Consider the following 18,659-nt stretch of genomic DNA (forward strand, 5'->3'; position numbering starts at 1 on the left):
GTCGGCGGTCTCCTAGCGCATCACGAAGGGATCAGGCATGGGTGCCTGAGAGAGGTTGATCCACACCGTTTTCAGCTCGGTGTAGGCCAGCACCGAATCGATGCCGCTCTCGCGTCCATAGCCGCTGTTCTTGAAGCCGCCGATCGGCGCTATGGCCGAGACAGCACGGTAGGTGTTGACCCAGATAATCCCCGAGCGAACGTCCCGGGCCAGGCGATGGGCTCGCCCCAGGTCGCGTGTCCAGATGCCGGCGGCGAGGCCGAACTGCGAGTCGTTGGCAATCGCCAGCGCTTCGGCTTCATCTTTGAAACGGATGACCGAGGCCACCGGACCGAACACCTCTTCCTGCATGATCTTCATCGAGTTGCGGTCGCATTCGAACAGGGTTGGCTCATAGAACCAGCCATCCCCCAGATTCTCTGGACGCTTGCCGCCCAGGCGCAGACGCGCACCCTCGGCCACCGCATCGGCTACCAAGCCTTCGACCACGGCCAGTTGTTGCGCTGTGGCCATCGGGCCCATTTCGCTACTGTCGTCCTGCGGGTTGCCGATACGGATGCGCTTGGCGCGTTCGACCAGACGATCGACGAACTCATCGTAGATTTCGTCCTGCACCAACAACCGCGAGCCGGAAACGCAGCTCTGGCCTGATGCCGCATAGATCCCGGCAATCGCACCATTGATAGCGCTGTCGAGGTCAGCGTCGGCAAAGATAATGTTCGGTGATTTGCCGCCCAGTTCCAGCGACAGCTTGGCGAAGTTCTCGGCGCTGCTGCGCACCACATGCCGGGCCGTGGCAGCGCCGCCGGTGAAGGCGATTTTGCGCACCAGCGGATGGCGGGTGAGGGCGGCGCCGGTGCTTGGGCCGTAACCGGTGACCACGTTGACCACACCCGGCGGGATGCCGGCTTCCAGCGCCAGGCGAGCCAGCTCAAGAATGGTTGCCGAGGCGTGCTCGGACGGTTTGATCACAATGGTGTTGCCTGCCGCGAGGGCCGGCGCCAGTTTGATCGCCGTCAGGTACAGCGGGCTGTTCCAGGGAATTATCGCCGCGACCACGCCCATGGCTTCATGCACCGTGTAGGCAAACAGGTCCGGCTTGTCGAGGGGCAGGGTGCCGCCTTCGAGCTTGTCGGCCAGGCCCGCGGTGTAGTGGAAGAACTCCGGCAGGTAGCCGACCTGACCGCGGGTTTCGCGAATCAGCTTGCCGTTGTCACGGCTTTCCAGCTGCGCCAGTTGTTCCTTGTTTTCAGCGATCAGGTCGCCCAGCCGCCGCAGCAGTTTGCCCCGAGCGGTGGCGGTCAGGCCGCGCCAGGCCGGGCTGTCGAAAGCCGTCTGCGCAGACTGCACGGCGCGCTCGACATCGGCTTCGTCGGCATCGGGTAATTCAGCCCAGGCTTGAGCCAGGGCCGGGTTCAGGCTTTCAAAAGTCTTGCCGGAGAGGGCATCGACCCATTCACCGCCGATGCACATCTGGAAGCGTGCGAGTGTCATGCAACGATCCCCTTTATTTGGTTTTGTCGGGCGTTTGCCGTGTCGAGAAACCCCAGCAACAACTGGTTGACCAGACGCGGCGATTCTACGGGCATCATATGCCGCTGCTCGGCGAGCACGGCAACTGTTGCGCCGGGAATGCGTGCGGCCAATTGCTCGGCCATTTCCGGCGTTGAGCCCGGGTCCAGTTCTCCGGTGGCGATCAGTGTTGGCACCTGAATGCTGCCCAAGTCGTCAGCGCGGTACATGTCCTGAGTCGCGAACAGCTCATAAGTGGTCAGGTAACCCTGCGGATCGTTACCCGCCAAGGTCTGGCGTAGCGCGGCGATCTGTGCCGGGTTGGCCGCCTGGTATTCGCGGCTGAACCAGCGCGACAGCGCCGCTTCGGCGTTGGCGTCAGGGCCATGTTCGGCCGCCTGAGCGGTGCGGGCGATGACGCCGGCGCGTTGCTCGGGGCTGCGGTTGAAGACGCTGTTGAGCACCACCAAGCCGTGCAAGCGTTGCGGGTAATGCAAGGCAAACGCCCGCGCCACCAGCCCGCCCATGGAAAAGCCGATCACTGTTGCCTGAGGCAGTTGCAGGTGGTCGAGCAGTTCCAGCAACTGGTCGGCATAGCGCAGCAGAGGTGTGCCGCTTTCCGGGCGCGGGCTGGCGCCGTGGCCGAGCATGTCGTAGGCAATCACACGGTACTTCGTGGCCAAGCCAACGACCTGGCCGCCCCACATTTCTTTGTTCAGGCCCACGCCGTGGATCAAAACCACGGGCTGGCCTTGGCCGGTCGCCAGGTAACTGGTGCCAGCCGGGGTGCGTTCAGCGGTGAGCCGAATCATGGAGCGCTCCTGCATGCCTTTTTGTTGTTCTTACCGACCTTGATTACTGGGCGTTTTCAGCGGCCAGCTCTTCGAGATCGATGTAACGGTTGCCGATGCGTGGGTGCAGGCGGCCGCCATCGGCGCAACCCAGAACCACCACGATTTCGTCGGCACGCGGTGCATCTTCGATCTGCATTTCCAGGGTGATGTAATGCGAACGCAGGCCTTCGTCGTCCTTGTGCATCATCGGGATCTGGATCGAGGTGCCTGGGCCGCCGCGCTTGTTGGTGAAGCTGAGGTAGCTCTTGGCTTTCACCGCTTCGCGGTAATGGTTGCCGAAGCGCAGGGTATGGATGACGGCGGAGGCGTGTTCGATTTCACCGTCGGCGCCCACTACGGCGGCCTTGCCATAAGCCTCGATCTTCTCGGCGCCGCCGATGATGCCCACCAGACGCTCGACCATCAGCGCACCGAGGTCGGAGCAGTTGGCGCGAATTTCCGGCTTCAGGTCTTCGACAAAGCCGCGACCCAGCCAAGGGTTTTTCATCACGACGGCCAGCCCGACCATGGTCACGGGCTTGTCGGCAGCCTTGCCGCCTTCGATAAAGGTTTCTTCGACGTAGCTGACGATCTTGCGGATTTCGAAACTCATGAGCTGCTCCGTGTAGGGTAAGAGTGTCTGCGCGTCTGATGGTATACCATAATACCAAAAGTACAAGTCCCTGAAACGGGTTTCTGGTCGGAAGGCGATTAAAGGGGGGGGGATGGCTACTGCGATGGTTGCTCGGAGTCCATCGCTTGCAGCAGGATTGGTTCTATTCGCGGCAAGGTAGGCGTTGATCACGCTGGACGCACCACTCTGACCTTCGTATGGGGTGGGTTGTCGGGCGCAACTGGAGGAGGGGAATCTAGCTACGTCGAGCTTGCCGCATAGCGGCTATTTAGATTACAGGTCGAAGAACTTGCGAGCCATGCAACCAATCTCGATGACGCCGAGTGCAAAGCTGGCTTTGTAGCCGCCAAAATCGTCAATTGTCTATAGGTAGAGTCCAGTAGCGTTGCTTGGAATTACTCCATTTTTTACACTCTGAAAACAAGTCCAGAATCAAGTCCGTTTCTACTTCAGGAATAAACGAAACCCATTAGATTTCAATGGGTAGGACGCCAGATGCGATTCTCGTTTCCCGCTCTAATTATTTTTCTATAGACTTCCATTGAAGTATGTAGAAACCAAAGAAAGAGGCTTCGGCCTCTTTTTTAGTTCCAGTAAAGTTTATTCTGGTACATCAATATCCACGAATTTTTAGTACATTTTTTAGTACATCAATTCGACGCTTGGTAAATCAGTTTTTAGAGCTGCTTGGCACTCCGAAAACGGTACAACCCTCCTTCATCCATATAAGTGGAGTTAGTACAATGGTCCTTACCAATACAGCGGTCCGACACGCCAGGCCTCGCGCCAAAAACTACACCCTTCCTGACTTTGATGGCCTTGCGCTTTTCGTGAATACGAAAGGCACCAAGAGCTGGCACTTCCGTTTTTCTTGGGCGGGCAAACAGCCTCGTATTTCGCTCGGTACTTATCCTGAAATAGGTCTACGCGATGCTCGCGCTCTCACTACAGTTTTTTTGAGGGCTGCCGATAATAAATTTACTAGCCACGTTTTCAGGAATGGCTGATAACAGGGTGGACATTATCTTGGTCGGTTCAATTAATTCAAATGCGTTTTCTGGTTCGCAGGTTTCCAATGTGGCGGCGAGCCAAAATGAATCGCTGACGAAAACTCAGGTGGCACCTGAAAGCGCTGGTATTGGTGGTCATAAGGATACCAGTCGCCTTTCTTCACTCTCTCTACAGTTGAGTGAGAGTGCCGCCCGTGCGGCGGCTAGAGATTCGAGTTTGAGCAGGAAAGAGCTTGGCGCGAAAGCGAACGAGCTTTTGAGCAAGATTTCCGGTGATGGTTATTTTATCAACAAAAAAGCCAATGATGCTGAAGTGCCTGACACTCAGGACCCTGTGTTATTGGCTCGAGCGGCCAATGCAACGCAGTTTGTCAATGGCAGTGGTAAAAATCCATTTGCGGGTATGTCGAGCGATCAGCTCTCATTGATTATCTATGATGACAGTGGAAGTTTTATGACTAATGAACGCCGCGCGGCGTGGAAAGAGTCATTCGATCAGGAATCTGCTTGGCGGCAGAAGGTTGTTGCCAATGCGATGGCGGAATATAACGGAACCGGGAAACTGACGAAATTCTTTACTGCAGCCCTTGAACATTACAAGGATTTGCCCGTTATTGAGCAGGCACAATATCCTAATAGTTATGAGGCGAAGCTGCAGGGTTGGATAGCACTCGATTTCAACTACAAGACCCATACGGTTGAGGGAAAGGGTAGTCCTCAGGACGTAATGGACAAGGTCTTGAATCTCGACAAGCAACTGTTTGATGACGCTGGGGCAGATACGGCTTGAGTGCGGCACTCACCCAAGATTGGACCTGTCCAAACAAAATGCGCCGCATCGTCGTAATGCTGGTCACTTAAGCGGAGCAGTCTTATGATCCGCCGGAAACCGGGTCTTTGAAATCTTCACCGTCCTTGGCCCCTAAGGCCTTGGACGGTGATCCAAAAATACTCCTCCAATCCCAGCTCTTAACTCCGCCCAACGTCTGCCTGTTGCTGATGTCGAGTTCGCCGCTGCCATGACGATTAACTGAGCGGCGATGTGCCTTGAAACCCTCAAAAAACAAGTCCAGAATCAAGTCTTTTCCTGCCCCTGCAAGAAAAGAAACCCCTTAGATTTCAATGAGTCGGACACCAGATACGAGTCTCGTTTCCCGCTCCAATTATTTTTCTATAGACTTCCATTGAAGTATGTAGAAACCAAAAAAAGAGGCTTCGGCCTCTTTTTTTATTCCAGTAAAGTCCATTCTGATACATCAATAGCCACGACTTTTTAGTACATTATTTAGTACATCAATTCGATGCTTGGTAAATCATTTTTTAGAGCTGCTTGACCCTCTGAAAGCCCTACAACACTCCTTCATTCATATGAGTAGAGTTAGTACGATGGTTCTTACCAGTACGGCGATCCGGCACGCCAAACCTCGCGCCAAAAACTACACCCTTCCTGATTTTGACGGCCTTGCTCTTTTCGTGAATACGAAAGGCACCAAGAGCTGGCACTTCCGCTTTTCTTGGGCGGGCAAGCAGCCTCGTATTTCGCTCGGTACTTATCCTGAAATAGGTCTACGCGATGCTCGCGTTCTGCGTGATATCGCCAGGGCGCTGATCGCGAAGGGTATCGATCCCCGCGATCAGCGACGCCTTGAGCGCAATGCCAAGCTGTTGACCTGCAAAGCGCCTCCTGAGCATCGTTTTAGCGTTGATGTGCTGCAAATCCTCGGTCCTTGAGGGAGGGGCGCGGCATCATTCGAAGGCGTGCCTCTTAACCCTATTTATGCCTCGGGATGAGTGAAGGGTCGGACAGGTGCATTCTGCCGTCCAGGTTAGCCAGCCACTACACCTGGTTGATTTGTCCAGCGTGCCCCTGCGTAGGTTGGGCGTCACCAGCAAGCAATTGATCAACACTGAGAAAGATCAATGCCCCGCGTCGCGCAAATGGGCAGAGGCGACCCTCCGTCACTACCCTGATGTGCAATGGCTGTCGTGGGTGTCGGGACAGATGACCCGGCACGTGCGGTGGTGTTTTTCGGTGACCGGATTTCTGAGGGTGCGTTCCATCCGCAGGGGGGCGTCACGCAGCTTGACTGAGGATTCGGCTGTGTTCGACACGGTGCTAGATTTGGCGGACCTGATCGGTCGTCATCATCGCGGGAAAAACTGAGCCAAAATGACCGAGCAGCGCCCCTTGAATTCGCTCTCTAAAGCCGAACTTGGCGCCAATCGCAGCATCGCGCAGCCGATTTTTATCGGGCGTAAGAATTTCTCGCCCGCGGTTCACCGGCAGGCAGGTAAGAAGAGGTACGGGCGCGCGAGTACCGTGCAGTGAGATTATAGCTCAATAAAAAGTTCGATTTCCTTACTTTCCAAATAAAATAAGGAGTAAAAGATACAAATAATCCCCAAGGCCACGACAGATGTATTTAAAACAACGAAGGCGAGTGTTTTGGGAGTGGTCCGATAGCGAGCTTCACAATCGTTGTCACGATGGCTTGCTCTCAGACGGTGGGCAGATTGATGTGCAGGTGCGGACTTCCCGCACCGGGGCGGTTCAATTGTTTGTTGGTGCATACGACGGAGAAGGTTCGATGCTTTTTGAGGAGTACTACAAGGAGCGGCCGGGGGAGTCTATGAGTACAGCGCTAGCGTTCGGTGTAGGGAGGGCAATGACTCTCACCTCGACGAAGCTGTTACCCCTTCCATCTACGGCTCGACTGGGTATTTATCGCAAGGCTTGATGCCTACAATTCCGCAATGTAGCCCTGTAGATTACTTAGGCCACGTGGAGCGGCGGGTCCCGAGCTGGAAGGCGCCTGGAACTGGAGCAGCGTCTGTCGGCCAACGAACAGACCCATTAAGGAACTGAGCGATGCACAACGAATCAGGCTCGTCTACGTGACCGCCTTGCCACTTCTGGCCGGCAGTTGTCAGTCCTCCTCGAGAATTCAGTCGATGGCTGCTCAGTGCTTACCGCCACCGACGCCGTGATTCATGGAGGAGCAGAGCCCAACTCGCCCCGGCGCATGCTCAACGAATCGATATCACCGACGACGGTGACCGGACTGTAATTAAATCGAGATCGTGGTCTGCTGACAGCGCCACTGTGCTACGCGACTTCTTGCGGTTTTCAACGCATGTCTTGAACAAGTCCGCTCGCAGCACCTGAATGCCAAGATCGTGTCCTTAGGCTTCTCACCCCAACGCCATGCGCTGAGCGACGGCACGGCGCGCTCCCTCAAACCTATCTATGCATCCAGATGAATGGAGGCTAGGCTAGGGCTGGGGTTATCAAAGATATGCTAGGATTGGATAGCGCAGATAACTGATGAGGAGATTTCCATGAGCGTTACAGAGCAGTCGGGCGTCTCCACCTTGGTCGGTACGCCTAAGGAGATTCGGGCTAGCTTAAGCCGCTCGCATGCGGACCGAGTGCTGGTCGTGTCTTTCGATCAGGTTAACCTCAGCGTATTTGAGGCGTTGGCGGAAAACTTCGCCAATGTGGCTTCTTCGATGTATGAGGTGCTGCAGGAGCGTCAGGACCCGAAGTCGCTGGAGCGACTGGCCGAGGTGTTTGTGACGCGTAAGCCGCCTTCGCCTCGCTTGCTCAAGGAAGCGGCAATGCTGGTACAGGCCCGCAAAGCGGTGTTGGAAAGCGGTGATTGGCTGACCGCCGCAGACATCGCCCAGGTGGCCCAGTTGAGTACTAGAAACCCGAGCGCCCAGCCCAACAAATGGAAAAAGCAGGGGCAGATCTTTGCCATCAGTCACGGTGGGGTCGATTATTTCCCAGGCTACGGCTTGGACCCGGACGCGGGCTATCGGCCGTTCAAGGCACTGGCCAAAATCATTGAGGCTTTCGCTGGCCACAAGGACGGCTGGGGGATGGCTTACTGGTTTCGCTCCGATAATAGTTTTCTGGGCGGCAAAAGACCTCAGGACCTGTTGGCATCGGCGCCTGATCGGGTGATTGCTGCAGCACTGGATGAAGTCCAAGGCATCGTCCATGGCTAAGCAGCGTACCGAGTCCAGTGAGGGTAGGGCGACGCCTTCCACGGATTTGGCGGCGTCCGTTACCCCAGTGCCTGCGGCTACGTTGCACGTCACTTTCACCGTGATCGCCAAAGGCGATGTGCTTCACCGTGTGCATCAGGATAAGTATCAGCCTGATCAATTCAATCCTGGTGTGCACGGCAACGCACGCTTCAGCCCGATCCAGGATGATCAGGGGCGGGCGATTCCCACCTTGTATGGAGGCACGACAGTCGATTGCGCCTTGATGGAGACCGTCTTCCACGACGTTCCCCATACGGCTGGGTTTAAGAGCTTCGACAAAGGCAAGCTGACTGGACAGGTGCATTCTGCCGTCCAGGTTAACCAACCGCTGCACCTGGTTGATCTGTCCAGCGTGCCACTGCGGAAACTGGGCATCACGCGCAAACAATTGATCGACACTGAGAAAGATCAATACCCCGCAACACGCAAATGGGCAGAGGCGATTCACCGTCAATGCCCCGATGTGCAAGGGCTGTCTTGGGTGTCGCGGCAAGATGATTCGGCACGTGCGGTGGTGCTCTTCGGCGACCGGATTCCAGACGGTGCGCTCCACCCACGGGGGGCGTCACGCAGCTTGACCGGCGACTCGACCGTGTTTGACACGGTGCTCAATCTGGCAGAGCGGATTGGAGTCGTTATCATCGCGGGAAAAAGCTGAGTCAAAATGACCGAACAGTGGCCCCTGGAATCCGCTCTCGAGGCTGGAATTGCCACCAGTCGTTAGATCTTGCTGAAGATGGCGGGCTTGATGGGGGCATTAATGATAATTTCCGTACAAATTTTATGGTGTCGACGGCCAGACACGTCTCGCGTACATCCCAAGGAAGGGCGGTGCTTGCCACAGAGCGCAGCAATAACAATGCCGGTTCCGTGCTGGCCTAGAATGCGGAGCTCGTTATGAAGGTCAACCAGATGTTAAGTGATGAACTGGTGAGCCGGCTGGAAGAGAAGATTCCAACCATGGCGAAAGGCGCGATTAATGCGGCCTATATCGATGCGCTGGCGGCCGGATTCAGTGTGATGGAAGTCCGTGATGGCATGCTCGTTGAGACAGTAGGCGATGGTCAGCACAAGGTTATTCGAGTGGCCAAGCCCAAGCATAAGGTAGCTTCGGGCAGGATTATCAAGGTGCGCCACCTTTCATAGTGAGAGGTTGAGCGCCTATATCTTAACAACGTCGCCGCGCAGCGCGCGGGAAATCTGACTCTTCGGCCAGCTCATTCTTTGTACTGTGTAGGGAAGAAGCCATCAAGCTCGCCGGCGCATTGGGTCGTTTAAATCAGTGACCGTTGGCTCTCAGCTTAGCCAAGCCTTGTTTGATGTGTCCGGCGTTCTCTCCGATGGTCTGAAGTGCACCTCGGACGTTGGCGCCAATCTCTGTTGCACCTTGGTCTTCTACCTTCAAGGTCAGCTCCATCACCGCGGCCTCCAAGGCGAGCTGATTGTGGTACAGCCGCTCAAGAACATCAGAAAGTGAATATTCGCTGGGCATTGTTTTCGACTCCAATCGAGAACTCAAGAGCGTAGCAGCGGAAGGGGTGGAAACAAAAGGGCGGTTGAATAAGCGAGCGCTACGCGATGCTCGCGCTCTGCGTGATATCGCCAGGGCGCTAGTCGCGAAGGGTATCGATCCCCGCGATCAGCGGCGCCTGGAGCGCAATGCCAAGCTGTTGAACCTGCAAAACACCTCCTGAGCGTCGTTTTAGCGTTGATGTGCTGCAAATCCTCGGCTTTTGGGAGAGGGGCGCGGCACCACCCGAAGATGTTGCCGTCGTGCGCTGGGGTTCAAGCAATGCTGAATCGGGTTATGCCAACACCGTCGGTCTACCGTTGCCGGGCTTGAGAGCGATCGCGCTCAATACATCTGAATGCTAACTTTGTGCCCATAGACTCACGCCTCTACGCCATTGCACTGACCGACGGCACGGCGTGCTCCCTTAAGCCTATCTATGCATCGGGATGAGTGGAGGGCCGGCGAGGGAATTCTGCCGTCCAGGTTAGCCAGCCACTACATAACGCCCCGACTGGCTAATCGAAAGGTTCGCTGGACGTTCCGTACTCCGTACACGCAAGTTTGCCCTTCGCTGGCTGAGGCGTTATCGCCCTCTATTTCCGTCGACCCTATCAGACGAAGTAGGTTTCGAAATCATTTTGCTTGTTGCTCCGGAGAGCGTGCGCCATCGACTATGTTGCCCATCGGTCGGGCTGGGCGACAAAGGCTTGGTGTGCATTCGAATTCGGAGAAACCTAACCCGTTTTTCCTAAAATCAATTTAGACAAAGGGGGTAGAGAAGTGAAGCGTAGCTGCTGGATCTGCTGGGGCGATGTATATCGAAAAGGAGACAGCCGCCCAGCTTCTACCGACAGCTGGAGACAACAGCGATTGCTTTCGCTCGGGATCTAGTTTTGCTTCCCTTTGTGGCGTCAGCCCCGTCCAGACACCTTCAGGACAGTTCAGTCGCCATCGCATAAATCGAGGCGGTGACCGTGCTGCCAATAGCACCTTGCACTGATATCGATGGAGGGGATTCATTCTCACAAAAGACTATTGGCTCCCGACCACTTTGATTACCAACCTTTCACCCCACTCATGTCAGGCAGCTTATGAGCAATGCCCTTGTGGCAATCGATGCAGGTTGCCTCGCCATTGGCCAGTGAGGTCGAGTGCATGCTCGAGGCGCGCTTGCTTTGCCGGGTGAAGTCCATGAATTCGAAGTTGTGACAATTGCGGCATTCTCGCGAGTCGTTGGCCTTGAGTCGGGCCCATTCGTGCTCGGCCAGTTCACGTCGCAGGGCGAGGAATTTGTCGCGGGTGTCGATGGTACCGAAAATCTTGCCCCAGACCTCCTTGGAGGCCTGCATCTTGCGCGCGATCTTATGGGTCCACTCGTGTGGCACGTGACAGTCCGGACAACTGGCGCGTACGCCGGAGCGGTTGGTGTAGTGGATCGTGTCCTTGAGCTCGACATACACGTTGTCACGCATTTCATGGCAGGACACGCAGAACGTCTCGGTATTGGTCGCCTCTAGGGCAGTGTTGAAGCCGCCCCAGAAAACGATACCGGCGATAAAGCCCCCAAGCGTTAGGAAACCCAGGCTGTAATACAGGCTCGGACGACGCAGGACGCCCCAGTAGTCCTTGAGCAAGGCGAACAGTGCTTTCATGTTGCCTCCTCAAGGTTTCTTCGTGGCGTTGGCGTTTTCTTGCAGCAGTTTGTCGATTGTCTCGAAATTGTTTCCCACCAAAGGCTTCACGTCCGCCTGCGGCACATGGCACTGGTTGCAGAAGTACCGACGTGGTGAGACGGCCGCCAGCGCTTGGCCATCGCGGTCCATGTAGTGGGTGATGCTGATCATCGTTGCCTGGGTCCGTGCGCTGTTGGCACGGCTGTGACAGGACAGGCACTTGTTGCCGTTCGCGTCGACCTGATAGCCACGGATGGTGTGGGGAATGGTCGGCGGCTGATCCGGGTAATTACGCTCGCGTTTGAGGTCTTTGTTTTCTTCATCGGTAATGGGCGGGGCGGGCATGTTCTGGGACAGAGTGCCGCCGGTGCGACGCCCATCCGGAGCTGGCGCGTCGAGCGGGTAGTTGATTTCAGCCGCGATCACCACGCCAATCGCGGCAAGCAGAAACAAGGGCAGCATTCGAAAAAGCATCAGGGTTCTCCTCAGGCCACGCTGACCAACTCGATGCGTATCGCGCACTTTTTGTAGTCGGTTTGCTTGGAGATCGGGTCGGTGGCATCGAGCGTGACCTTGTTGATCAGCTTGTTGGCGTCGAAAAACGGCACGAATACCAATCCTTGAGGCGGCTTGTTGCGCCCGCGGGTTTCGATGCGCGCACGGATCTCACCGCGTCGGCTGATCAGCTTCACTTCACTGCCGCGCCGTGCTTTCAAGGCCTTGGCATCCTCGGGATGCATGTACACCAGCGCATCCGGCACGGCTTTGTAGAGTTCTTCGACTCGCTGGGTCATGCTGCCCGTGTGCCAGTGTTCAAGAACGCGCCCGGTGCTCAGCCAGAACGGGTAGTCCGCATCCGGTGCCTCGGCCGGCGGTTCGTAGGGGAGGGCGAAAATGATCGCCTTCTTGTCCGGATAGCCATAGAACTGCACCTCGCTGCCTTTCTCCACATAGGGGTCCAGCCCCTCGCGATAACGCCAGCGGGTTTCCTTGCCGTCCACCACCGGCCAGCGCAGGCCCCGTTCACTGTGGTAACGGTCAAATGCGGCAAGGTCATGTCCATGGCCGCGACCGAATTGGGCGTACTCCTCGAACAGCCCCTTCTGCGGGTAAAACCCAAAGGCCTTGGCTTCATCGTTTTTGTAGCCGGCTTCCAACTGCTCGACAGGGAACTGGTCCACCTGACCATTTTTGAACAGCACGTCGAAGAGGGTCTTGCCCTTGAGCTCAGGTGCCTTGGCGAGTAATTCGGCGGGCCAGGTTTCATCGGTGGTGAAGCGCTTGGAAAATTCCATCAACTGCCACAGGTCCGACCGGGCGTCTCCCGGTGCCGTCACCAACTGATGCCAGAATTGCGTGCGTCGTTCAGCGTTACCAAAGGCGCCTTCCTTCTCCACCCACATGGCGCTGGGCAGAATCAAGTCGGCGGCCTGGGCGGAAACGGTAGGGTAGACGTCGGAGACAATCATGAAATTGTCCGGGTTGCGCCAACCCGGTAGGACTTCCTGCATGATGTTCGGCCCGGCTTGCATGTTGTTGCTGGCCTGGGTCCAGCACACGTTGAGCACGCCGTCCTTGAGCATGCGACTCTGTTCCACCGCGTGGAAACCGGGTTTTTCCTGGATGGTGCCGGCGGGCAGTTTCCAGATTTTCTCGGCGGTGGCGCGGTGCTTGGGATTGGTGACCACTAGGTCGGCCGGCAGTCGGTGGGAAAAAGTCCCCACTTCACGTGCCGTGCCACAGGCCGACGGTTGACCGGTCAACGAGAAGGGGCTGTTGCCCGGCTCACTGATCTTGCCGGTAAGCAGGTGGATGTTGTAGATCAGGTTGTTGGCCCAGACGCCACGCGTGTGCTGGTTGAACCCCATGGTCCAGAACGACACGACTTTACGCTTGGGGTCGGCATACAACTGGGCCAGGCTTTTCAGTCGCTCAGGCGCAACCCCCGTCTCCCTGGCGGTTCGCTCCAGCGTATAAGGCTTGACGAAGGCGGCATACGCCTCGAAGTCAATATCCGTCCATGTGTTGGCCTTGCCGGCATTCTTCGCGCTGGTTTCCCGTGGGTCGTCAGGACGCAGGCCGTATCCGATGTCGTCGGCACCCCGGGCAAAGCGGGTGTGCTTGCTGATGAAATCCTGGTTCACCGCGCCGCTTTCAATGATGTGGTTGGCGATGTAGTTAAGAATCAGCAGGTCGGTTTGCGGCTTGAACACCATGGGGATGTCGGCCAACTCGAAACTGCGATGTTCGAAGGTGGACAGCACCGCCACTTTCACATGGGGCTGGCTCAGGCGGCGATCGGTCACCCGGCTCCAGAGCACCGGGTGCATCTCGGCCATGTTCGAGCCCCAGAGCACGAAGGCATCGGTGGCTTCGATGTCGTCATAACAACCCATGGGTTCATCGGCGCCAAAGGTGCGCATGAAACCCATCACCGCCGAGGCCATGCAATGGCGGGCGTTGGGGTCGATGTTGTTGGTACGAAAGCCGGCCTTCATCAGTTTGTTGGCGGCGTAGCCTTCCCAAACCGTCCACTGTCCGGAGCCGAACATACCGACCGATTCCGGCCCCTTGCTTTTCAGGGCCTGCTTGAACTTCAGCTCCATGATGTCGAAGGCTTGCTCCCAACTGACCGGCTGGAATTCACCCTGCTTGTCGTACAGACCGTTCTTCATGCGCAACAACGGCTGGGTCAGGCGATCGACGCCATACATGATCTTTGAAAGAAAATAGCCTTTCACGCAGTTGAGCCCACGATTGACTTCGGCCTTCACGTCGCCATGGGTGGCGACCACCCGGTTATCCCGGGTCGCGACCATCACGCTGCACCCGGTGCCACAGAACCGGCAAGGCGCCTTGTTCCAGTCCAGGGTGACCATGTCCGCTTCGGTCACCAGGTTGCTGGCAGAGGTTACGATCGGCAGACCCGCAGCGGCGGCTGCAATGGCGGCGGCCTGGGTCTTGACGAATGCACGGCGGGTCATGCTCATTCAATGTCTCCTTCGGGCTCGAGGAGTTCGTGATAGATCAACGCCGCGTTGAGTACGCCGGGCAGGTTGTTGATCTGGTCGATGCGTTGCAGGATCTGGTTTTCATGCACGGCTTCAAGCACTACCACCAGTTTTCCGGCGGCACTTTCCTGATGCAGTTCCAGGCCATCGAGCAGGCGCAGGTTGGCCTTGACCGCGTCGAACATCTCCGGTCGGGCAAGTACAACAAGACTGGCGATATGCAGGGTTTCGTCCATGAACGGCTCCAATAGCCTCAAGAAAAAGCCACCAGTCAGTGGGGTGGGCCAGGAGGGCCATACAGCATCTGGAAAAACCAGACGAGGAAACCGTAGCCGCCGACGATGGCGACCGACAGCAGCGGAAAGAGGAACACGACAAGGAAGAGGAACAGCCGGGTTTCCTTGCGGCGATCAGATTTGCGTTCTTCAGCCAACGACATTGGGGCTTCTCCAGCCGAACCTGAATTTATACTAGGACAGAAAAATCAAACTGGCCTATTTGTCCAGTTTTTATGACGAGCGGCTATGTCCCATATGAGTCCAACAGCGGCAAGTCCTGTTCTTCATCTACTATTTATTTTCTAGGGAGAGGGAGCTTGCTCCCGGTTCCGCAGCGACGTCCTATCGCTGCGCTTGAGTTAGAAAATAGTAAAGATCAGTATTCACCAACGAGCTGGGTACATAAGAATATCAAGTCATTTTGAAACGACTCACCATGACTTGTTGGTGTTCTGCCAACCTCGCTAGCTCCCGGCTAGTCGCTGCTGTTTGATCAGCTCCGGCGCTGACCTGAATGGCGACATCGTTGATTTCCATAACATTTCGGTTGATATCTTCCGCAACGGCACTTTGCTCCTCGGCAGCGGTGGCGATCTGCATGTTGCGGTCGCTGATGCTCGAAACGCCCACGGCAATCTCCGCCAGTAGTTCCCCCGCGCACTCGATATTGGAGGCACCAGTGCGCGTCTTGCTCAAGGTTTCCTGCATCGAACTGGTGGCGCGATCCGAGCCAGCCTGCAGTTTGGTGATCATGTCTTGGATGTTTCCAGTGGACTCTTGGGTTCTTTGAGCAAGCGTACGCACTTCAGTCGCGACCACCGCGAAACCACGTCCATGGTCGCCGGCCCGCGCAGCTTCGATGGCTGCGTTCAGAGCCAGCAGGTTAGTCTGTTCGGCGATGCCACGGATAACGTCTAGCACAGTGGAAATCGAATCACTTTCATTTTTCAGCTCGCCAATGATGGCGGCGGTTTGATCCGCTTGCTCGGACAGGTCTTGGATGACACGGACGGTCGCCTCGATTTCTTTTCTGCCTTTTTCGGTGCTTTGGCTCACCTGTTGTGATAGGGCTGCCGCATCGCCGGTGCTCTGCGCAACATCACGAACCGTAGCGCTCATCTCATTGATGGCCGTGACCACCAGTTCCGTTCCCTGGCGTTGGCGTTCAAGGCTCTGGCTGGTCTGAAATGTGACAGCCGAAGACTCTTCTGCTGCAGTGGCCACTTGCGCGGTCGCGGTTCCAATTTCTTGAATAATTTGACTGAGCTCGGTGGCCGTGCGATTTAGGTTGTTGGCAATTGTGCCGAACTCATCCCGCCCCTCATAAGTGGCGCGGCTGGTGAGGTCTCTTTCGGAAAGAGCGATCAGCACGTTATTGACTTCGCCTACTGCTGCCCTAATGTTACGGATGATGCAGTACGACAGCAGGGTCACTGCCGCCACTGCACCGCCAACCGAGCCTAGGACAACCCATAACACGAAATATGCGTGGTCGTGCGCCTGATTGGCCAACTTGCGTATGTGCAGGCTGAGCGCATTTTCGACGTCACTCATCTGGTCTATTCTGGCTGTCGATAGCTTAAACCAAGACTCGGCTGGGACGTCGAGCGAGTGGCCCATGGGCGTTTCGAAAATCAGTCGCTGAAGCCTAGCCACTTCCATAGCGTCGGCTGCCGCCATCTTATCGTCCAGTTGACGGACGTAGGCCTCATCGGCACTGCCGCGAAAGCCCTCAGCATAAGCTGAAAATTCGCCGAGGTTTCGGCTGAAGGTTGAGAGCAGTTCTGAATCTACACGGTTCTGGTTGAACACCACCCCCAATGTCGCGCGCTCCCGGCCGGCTCGCTCTTTCATCTCGATGAACTGGTTGAGTGAGGAAAGGCTTCGCGCCAACTCTGGCTTTTCCACACTGCGTTGAAGTGCATGAGTGTAGGCGATCAAGGACTTAATGATTTTTGTGAACCGAGCGCCCGATTCTCGGTTGCTAACCGCCAGCGCATCAATCTGACCGCGAGTGGCCTGCAAAGAATCCAGCGCCGCAATGGCTTGGCGGACTTGATCATTGTCCAGCGTAGGTAGACGGTGAGTTGCATTAATGGCTTCGTCTGTCTGCTGTCTCAACGCATGTAACGCGTCGCGCATAGACGTTCCCTTACTGGCCAGGAAAACGCCACTCGCACCGCGCTCACGCTGCAAAACCGTGATCAACTGGCTAAACGTCTGTGCAGCGGTACTAGCCTCCTGCGTCTGCTCCATTTCTCGAAGCGTGTGATAGCTCTCGATGACTTGCAGAGTTGCGAGCCAAAGGAATCCGATCAATGGGAATACCAAAATCAGGATCAACTTAAAGCTCAATGAAATGTTTCTGAGCACGATTAATTTCCTTCTCATTCGCATCAGTGTGTTGCGAGGTTGGGGAGAAACTCTGCAGTCATGCTTATAGGGGATGCATGTGAACAGGAGAGACGGCGATGAGGCTGCCGCACGCAGGTATGCTGATTTGCTGCTCTGTTTATCGGTCAGATTCTTATCGCCTTGAGTCGTTTCAGTGGGAAGAACCTGTCCAATCGATCAAATCTGACAAGTGGCTTTCGTCAGCTACGAACACTCGGTGCTTCAGGGATCCAGTAACAGTGCCCCAGCACAGTCCCAACATTAGCAGCGACTCGTGGTGATGCGGGCGGCTTGCCTAACTATGCGACAAGCCCCATGTCGGTTCTGTCTCCTGACGTTTTTCCGGATATACAAAACGTCGTCATCCCATCATAAGCACCGTCTAGCTGTCCGGAGTGGACACTTCCCTACTGTTTGTCCACGGGTGGAGGGAACTGATGCGGCGTGGATTTGGGTCTTCTTGATGCTTGATTGCGGCGATCCGGCACGCCATATATCGCGCCCAAAACTACTCCTTTCCTGACGTAGATGGTCTCGCGCTTTTCGTGAATACGAAGGCTACTAAGACTTGCACTCCGCTTTTTCGGGCGGACAAGCAGCCTCGTATTTCGCTTAGTACCTATCCTGAAATTGGTCTTGGGATGCACCCGTTCTGTGTGATGTTGCCAGGGTGCTGATCGTTAGGCTCCTGGTCATGAAAAATGCCTAAAAAGCGGTTGCTCAGCATTGAAAGTGGTATGCAAGTTGAGCATATTGTTTCTGGTTGCGGGCCTCAAACATCCGGTCGGACCCAGAACCTCCCGCTTCAATTGACTGCCCCGTCGACTGACAGCTAGGCGCTCAGGTTCAGATGTAGAGGGGGCTGACTTTCGCTGTTCATGGCCAGTTAACCCCTTGAGCCAGGTCCGTGTTCAGTCGTTGGTCAGGTGCAGTTGCACTTCTAGGGCGTCATGCAGGAGTCGGACGACTTCGATCACGTCGTCGTTTGCCACACGATAGAACTCGTTATGGCGTGGGCACTTGACCGTCCCACACCATTTACCTGATGTTGATGATTCTGTTCAGATCGTCGGCAGGCGCTCCCCGGCGGAACTCACTACCAGCGCCTCAAGCATTCGCGGCTGGCAACGATGTCGGACTGCGCATTGCCGCACTCGAACCGGAACGCTACACCGGGGCAGGGTTCGCCATAAGCCACGCCAGCACCTTACGATGCGCGAAGTGAGCAGTCATAGTCTGCTATTGTTGATTTCCGATGGCAAACCTAATGATATCGATCAGCATAAGGGTCGTTATGGTGTAGAAGACATGAGCCAGGCCGTAACCGAAGCCAAGCTCCAAGGCATCTATTCCTTCTGTTTTGACTATCGATCGACAGGCGGGCAGCAAGCTATCTCCTAGCGGTATTCGGCGCGCGTCAGTACGCCTTTGCCCAGACCCCAGTTGTTGCTCGGCGTGTTGCTGAAAATGGTTCAAAAAGCTGGTGATGGCTTTAACTTCCACAATTCACCTTCTCTTTGGAGAACCCTTCTATGCCTAAAAACAAGACCCCATCGTCGGTTGTTGCACAACAATTTCAGATGACGCTTTCGAGATGGGACACTGAAGACACATCAAAAGCTTTTCCCACCCAAGGCACTCATGAGCTTCCCGAATTATCAAATACCGAGTTGGTTCACCTTCGTGTTCGTGTGATTGCTCTGGAAAATCTGGTTATCGCGTTGCTCGCCCAAGGGACGGATCAACAG

18 protein-coding genes and 6 pseudogenes are annotated in these 18,659 nt (G+C 56.0%); 10 read left to right on the plus strand and 14 right to left on the minus strand.

Annotated elements, in window-relative coordinates; translation table 11 throughout:
* Positions 1-12: 12 nt before the first annotated feature.
* Genes LQ215_RS17665 through LQ215_RS17675 form a run of 3 tightly spaced genes read right to left on the minus strand, consistent with a single transcriptional unit; the run spans position 13 to position 2,958 of the window.
* Entirely contained in the window at positions 13-1,494 is a 1,482-nt protein-coding gene (locus tag LQ215_RS17665; RefSeq protein ID WP_230151731.1) for an aldehyde dehydrogenase, read from the minus strand.
* A complete protein-coding gene (locus LQ215_RS17670; protein ID WP_230151733.1) occupies positions 1,491-2,324 on the minus strand; it encodes an alpha/beta fold hydrolase in 834 nt (277 codons plus the stop codon). Before LQ215_RS17670 ends, LQ215_RS17665 begins: the two co-directional genes overlap by 4 nt.
* Before the next feature lie 43 nt (positions 2,325-2,367).
* Positions 2,368-2,958, minus strand: a complete 591-nt coding sequence (locus tag LQ215_RS17675) for an amino acid synthesis family protein (RefSeq protein ID WP_018927718.1) — start codon at positions 2,956-2,958, stop codon at positions 2,368-2,370.
* Positions 2,959-3,722: 764 nt separating this feature from the next.
* Here LQ215_RS17675 and LQ215_RS17685 point away from each other — a divergent pair.
* A complete protein-coding gene (locus LQ215_RS17685; RefSeq protein ID WP_290369137.1) occupies positions 3,723-3,986 on the plus strand; it encodes an Arm DNA-binding domain-containing protein in 264 nt (87 codons plus the stop codon).
* Positions 3,979-4,779, plus strand: a complete 801-nt coding sequence (locus tag LQ215_RS17690; RefSeq protein ID WP_230151735.1) for a hypothetical protein — start codon at positions 3,979-3,981, stop codon at positions 4,777-4,779. The genes LQ215_RS17685 and LQ215_RS17690 overlap by 8 nt, the downstream gene beginning before the upstream one ends.
* Before the next feature lie 63 nt (positions 4,780-4,842).
* Here LQ215_RS17690 and LQ215_RS17695 read toward each other — a convergent pair.
* Positions 4,843-5,031, minus strand: a pseudogene (locus LQ215_RS17695) (IS4 family transposase); the annotation flags it as partial.
* A 344-nt stretch (positions 5,032-5,375) separates the two neighbouring features.
* Here LQ215_RS17695 and LQ215_RS17700 point away from each other — a divergent pair.
* The 6 genes and pseudogenes from LQ215_RS17700 to LQ215_RS17725 all read left to right on the plus strand — a co-directional run.
* Positions 5,376-5,642, plus strand: a pseudogene (locus tag LQ215_RS17700) (Arm DNA-binding domain-containing protein); the annotation flags it as partial.
* A 517-nt stretch (positions 5,643-6,159) separates the two neighbouring features.
* The gene (locus tag LQ215_RS17705; RefSeq protein WP_177329712.1) at positions 6,160-6,318 is read left to right on the plus strand and encodes a hypothetical protein; all 159 of its coding nucleotides are present in this window, start codon (positions 6,160-6,162) and stop codon (positions 6,316-6,318) included.
* Positions 6,319-6,406: 88 nt separating this feature from the next.
* Positions 6,407-6,727 carry a hypothetical protein gene (locus LQ215_RS17710; RefSeq protein WP_013692855.1) on the plus strand — a complete coding sequence of 107 codons (321 nt, stop codon included), beginning with the start codon at positions 6,407-6,409 and terminating at the stop codon, positions 6,725-6,727.
* Between the two features lie 700 nt (positions 6,728-7,427).
* Positions 7,428-8,000 (plus strand): hypothetical protein, encoded by a 573-nt coding sequence (locus LQ215_RS17715; RefSeq protein ID WP_230151737.1) that lies wholly within the window; start codon positions 7,428-7,430, stop codon positions 7,998-8,000.
* On the plus strand, positions 7,993-8,700 hold the full coding sequence (locus tag LQ215_RS17720; protein ID WP_230151739.1) for an RES family NAD+ phosphorylase: 708 nt from the start codon (positions 7,993-7,995) through the stop codon (positions 8,698-8,700). Before LQ215_RS17715 ends, LQ215_RS17720 begins: the two co-directional genes overlap by 8 nt.
* Before the next feature lie 239 nt (positions 8,701-8,939).
* Complete coding sequence (locus LQ215_RS17725; protein WP_230151740.1) at positions 8,940-9,188, plus strand: hypothetical protein; 249 nt, start codon at positions 8,940-8,942, stop codon at positions 9,186-9,188.
* A 133-nt stretch (positions 9,189-9,321) separates the two neighbouring features.
* Here LQ215_RS17725 and LQ215_RS17730 read toward each other — a convergent pair whose 3' ends face one another.
* Positions 9,322-9,534: a hypothetical protein gene (locus LQ215_RS17730; protein WP_230151741.1), complete on the minus strand. Its 213-nt coding sequence runs from the start codon at positions 9,532-9,534 to the stop codon at positions 9,322-9,324.
* An 847-nt stretch (positions 9,535-10,381) separates the two neighbouring features.
* Between LQ215_RS17730 and LQ215_RS17735 the strand changes: the two are divergent.
* A pseudogene (locus LQ215_RS17735) lies at positions 10,382-10,552 on the plus strand (transposase); the annotation flags it as partial.
* Positions 10,553-10,610: 58 nt separating this feature from the next.
* Here LQ215_RS17735 and LQ215_RS17740 read toward each other — a convergent pair.
* From LQ215_RS17740 to LQ215_RS17770, 9 genes and pseudogenes are all read right to left on the minus strand, one after another.
* Positions 10,611-11,207, minus strand: a complete 597-nt coding sequence (locus LQ215_RS17740) for a cytochrome c3 family protein (protein ID WP_057447869.1) — start codon at positions 11,205-11,207, stop codon at positions 10,611-10,613.
* Between the two features lie 9 nt (positions 11,208-11,216).
* A complete protein-coding gene (locus tag LQ215_RS17745) occupies positions 11,217-11,702 on the minus strand; it encodes a nitrate reductase cytochrome c-type subunit (protein WP_057447870.1) in 486 nt (161 codons plus the stop codon).
* Between the two features lie 11 nt (positions 11,703-11,713).
* Positions 11,714-14,218: a nitrate reductase catalytic subunit NapA gene (gene napA / locus LQ215_RS17750; RefSeq protein WP_057447871.1), complete on the minus strand. Its 2,505-nt coding sequence runs from the start codon at positions 14,216-14,218 to the stop codon at positions 11,714-11,716.
* Positions 14,215-14,475 (minus strand): chaperone NapD, encoded by a 261-nt coding sequence (locus LQ215_RS17755; protein ID WP_013692864.1) that lies wholly within the window; start codon positions 14,473-14,475, stop codon positions 14,215-14,217. The genes napA and LQ215_RS17755 overlap by 4 nt, the downstream gene beginning before the upstream one ends.
* A 35-nt stretch (positions 14,476-14,510) precedes the next feature.
* Entirely contained in the window at positions 14,511-14,678 is a 168-nt protein-coding gene (gene napE / locus LQ215_RS17760) for a periplasmic nitrate reductase, NapE protein (protein ID WP_013692865.1), read from the minus strand.
* A 250-nt stretch (positions 14,679-14,928) separates the two neighbouring features.
* Positions 14,929-15,636: a methyl-accepting chemotaxis protein gene (locus LQ215_RS29795; RefSeq protein ID WP_420893660.1), complete on the minus strand. Its 708-nt coding sequence runs from the start codon at positions 15,634-15,636 to the stop codon at positions 14,929-14,931.
* A 153-nt stretch (positions 15,637-15,789) separates the two neighbouring features.
* Positions 15,790-16,914, minus strand: a pseudogene (locus tag LQ215_RS29800) (nitrate- and nitrite sensing domain-containing protein); the annotation flags it as partial.
* Between the two features lie 908 nt (positions 16,915-17,822).
* Positions 17,823-17,942 (minus strand): annotated as a pseudogene (locus LQ215_RS29610) (type II toxin-antitoxin system RelE/ParE family toxin); the annotation flags it as partial.
* Positions 17,943-18,150: 208 nt separating this feature from the next.
* Entirely contained in the window at positions 18,151-18,414 is a 264-nt protein-coding gene (locus tag LQ215_RS17770; RefSeq protein ID WP_041931148.1) for a hypothetical protein, read from the minus strand.
* A gap of 29 nt (positions 18,415-18,443) precedes the next feature.
* Between LQ215_RS17770 and LQ215_RS17775 the strand changes: the two are divergent.
* A pseudogene (locus tag LQ215_RS17775) lies at positions 18,444-18,659 on the plus strand (hypothetical protein); the annotation flags it as partial.

The organism is Pseudomonas brassicacearum (genome assembly GCF_918698105.1).
Taxonomy (GTDB): Bacteria; Pseudomonadota; Gammaproteobacteria; order Pseudomonadales; family Pseudomonadaceae; genus Aquipseudomonas; species Aquipseudomonas brassicacearum_F.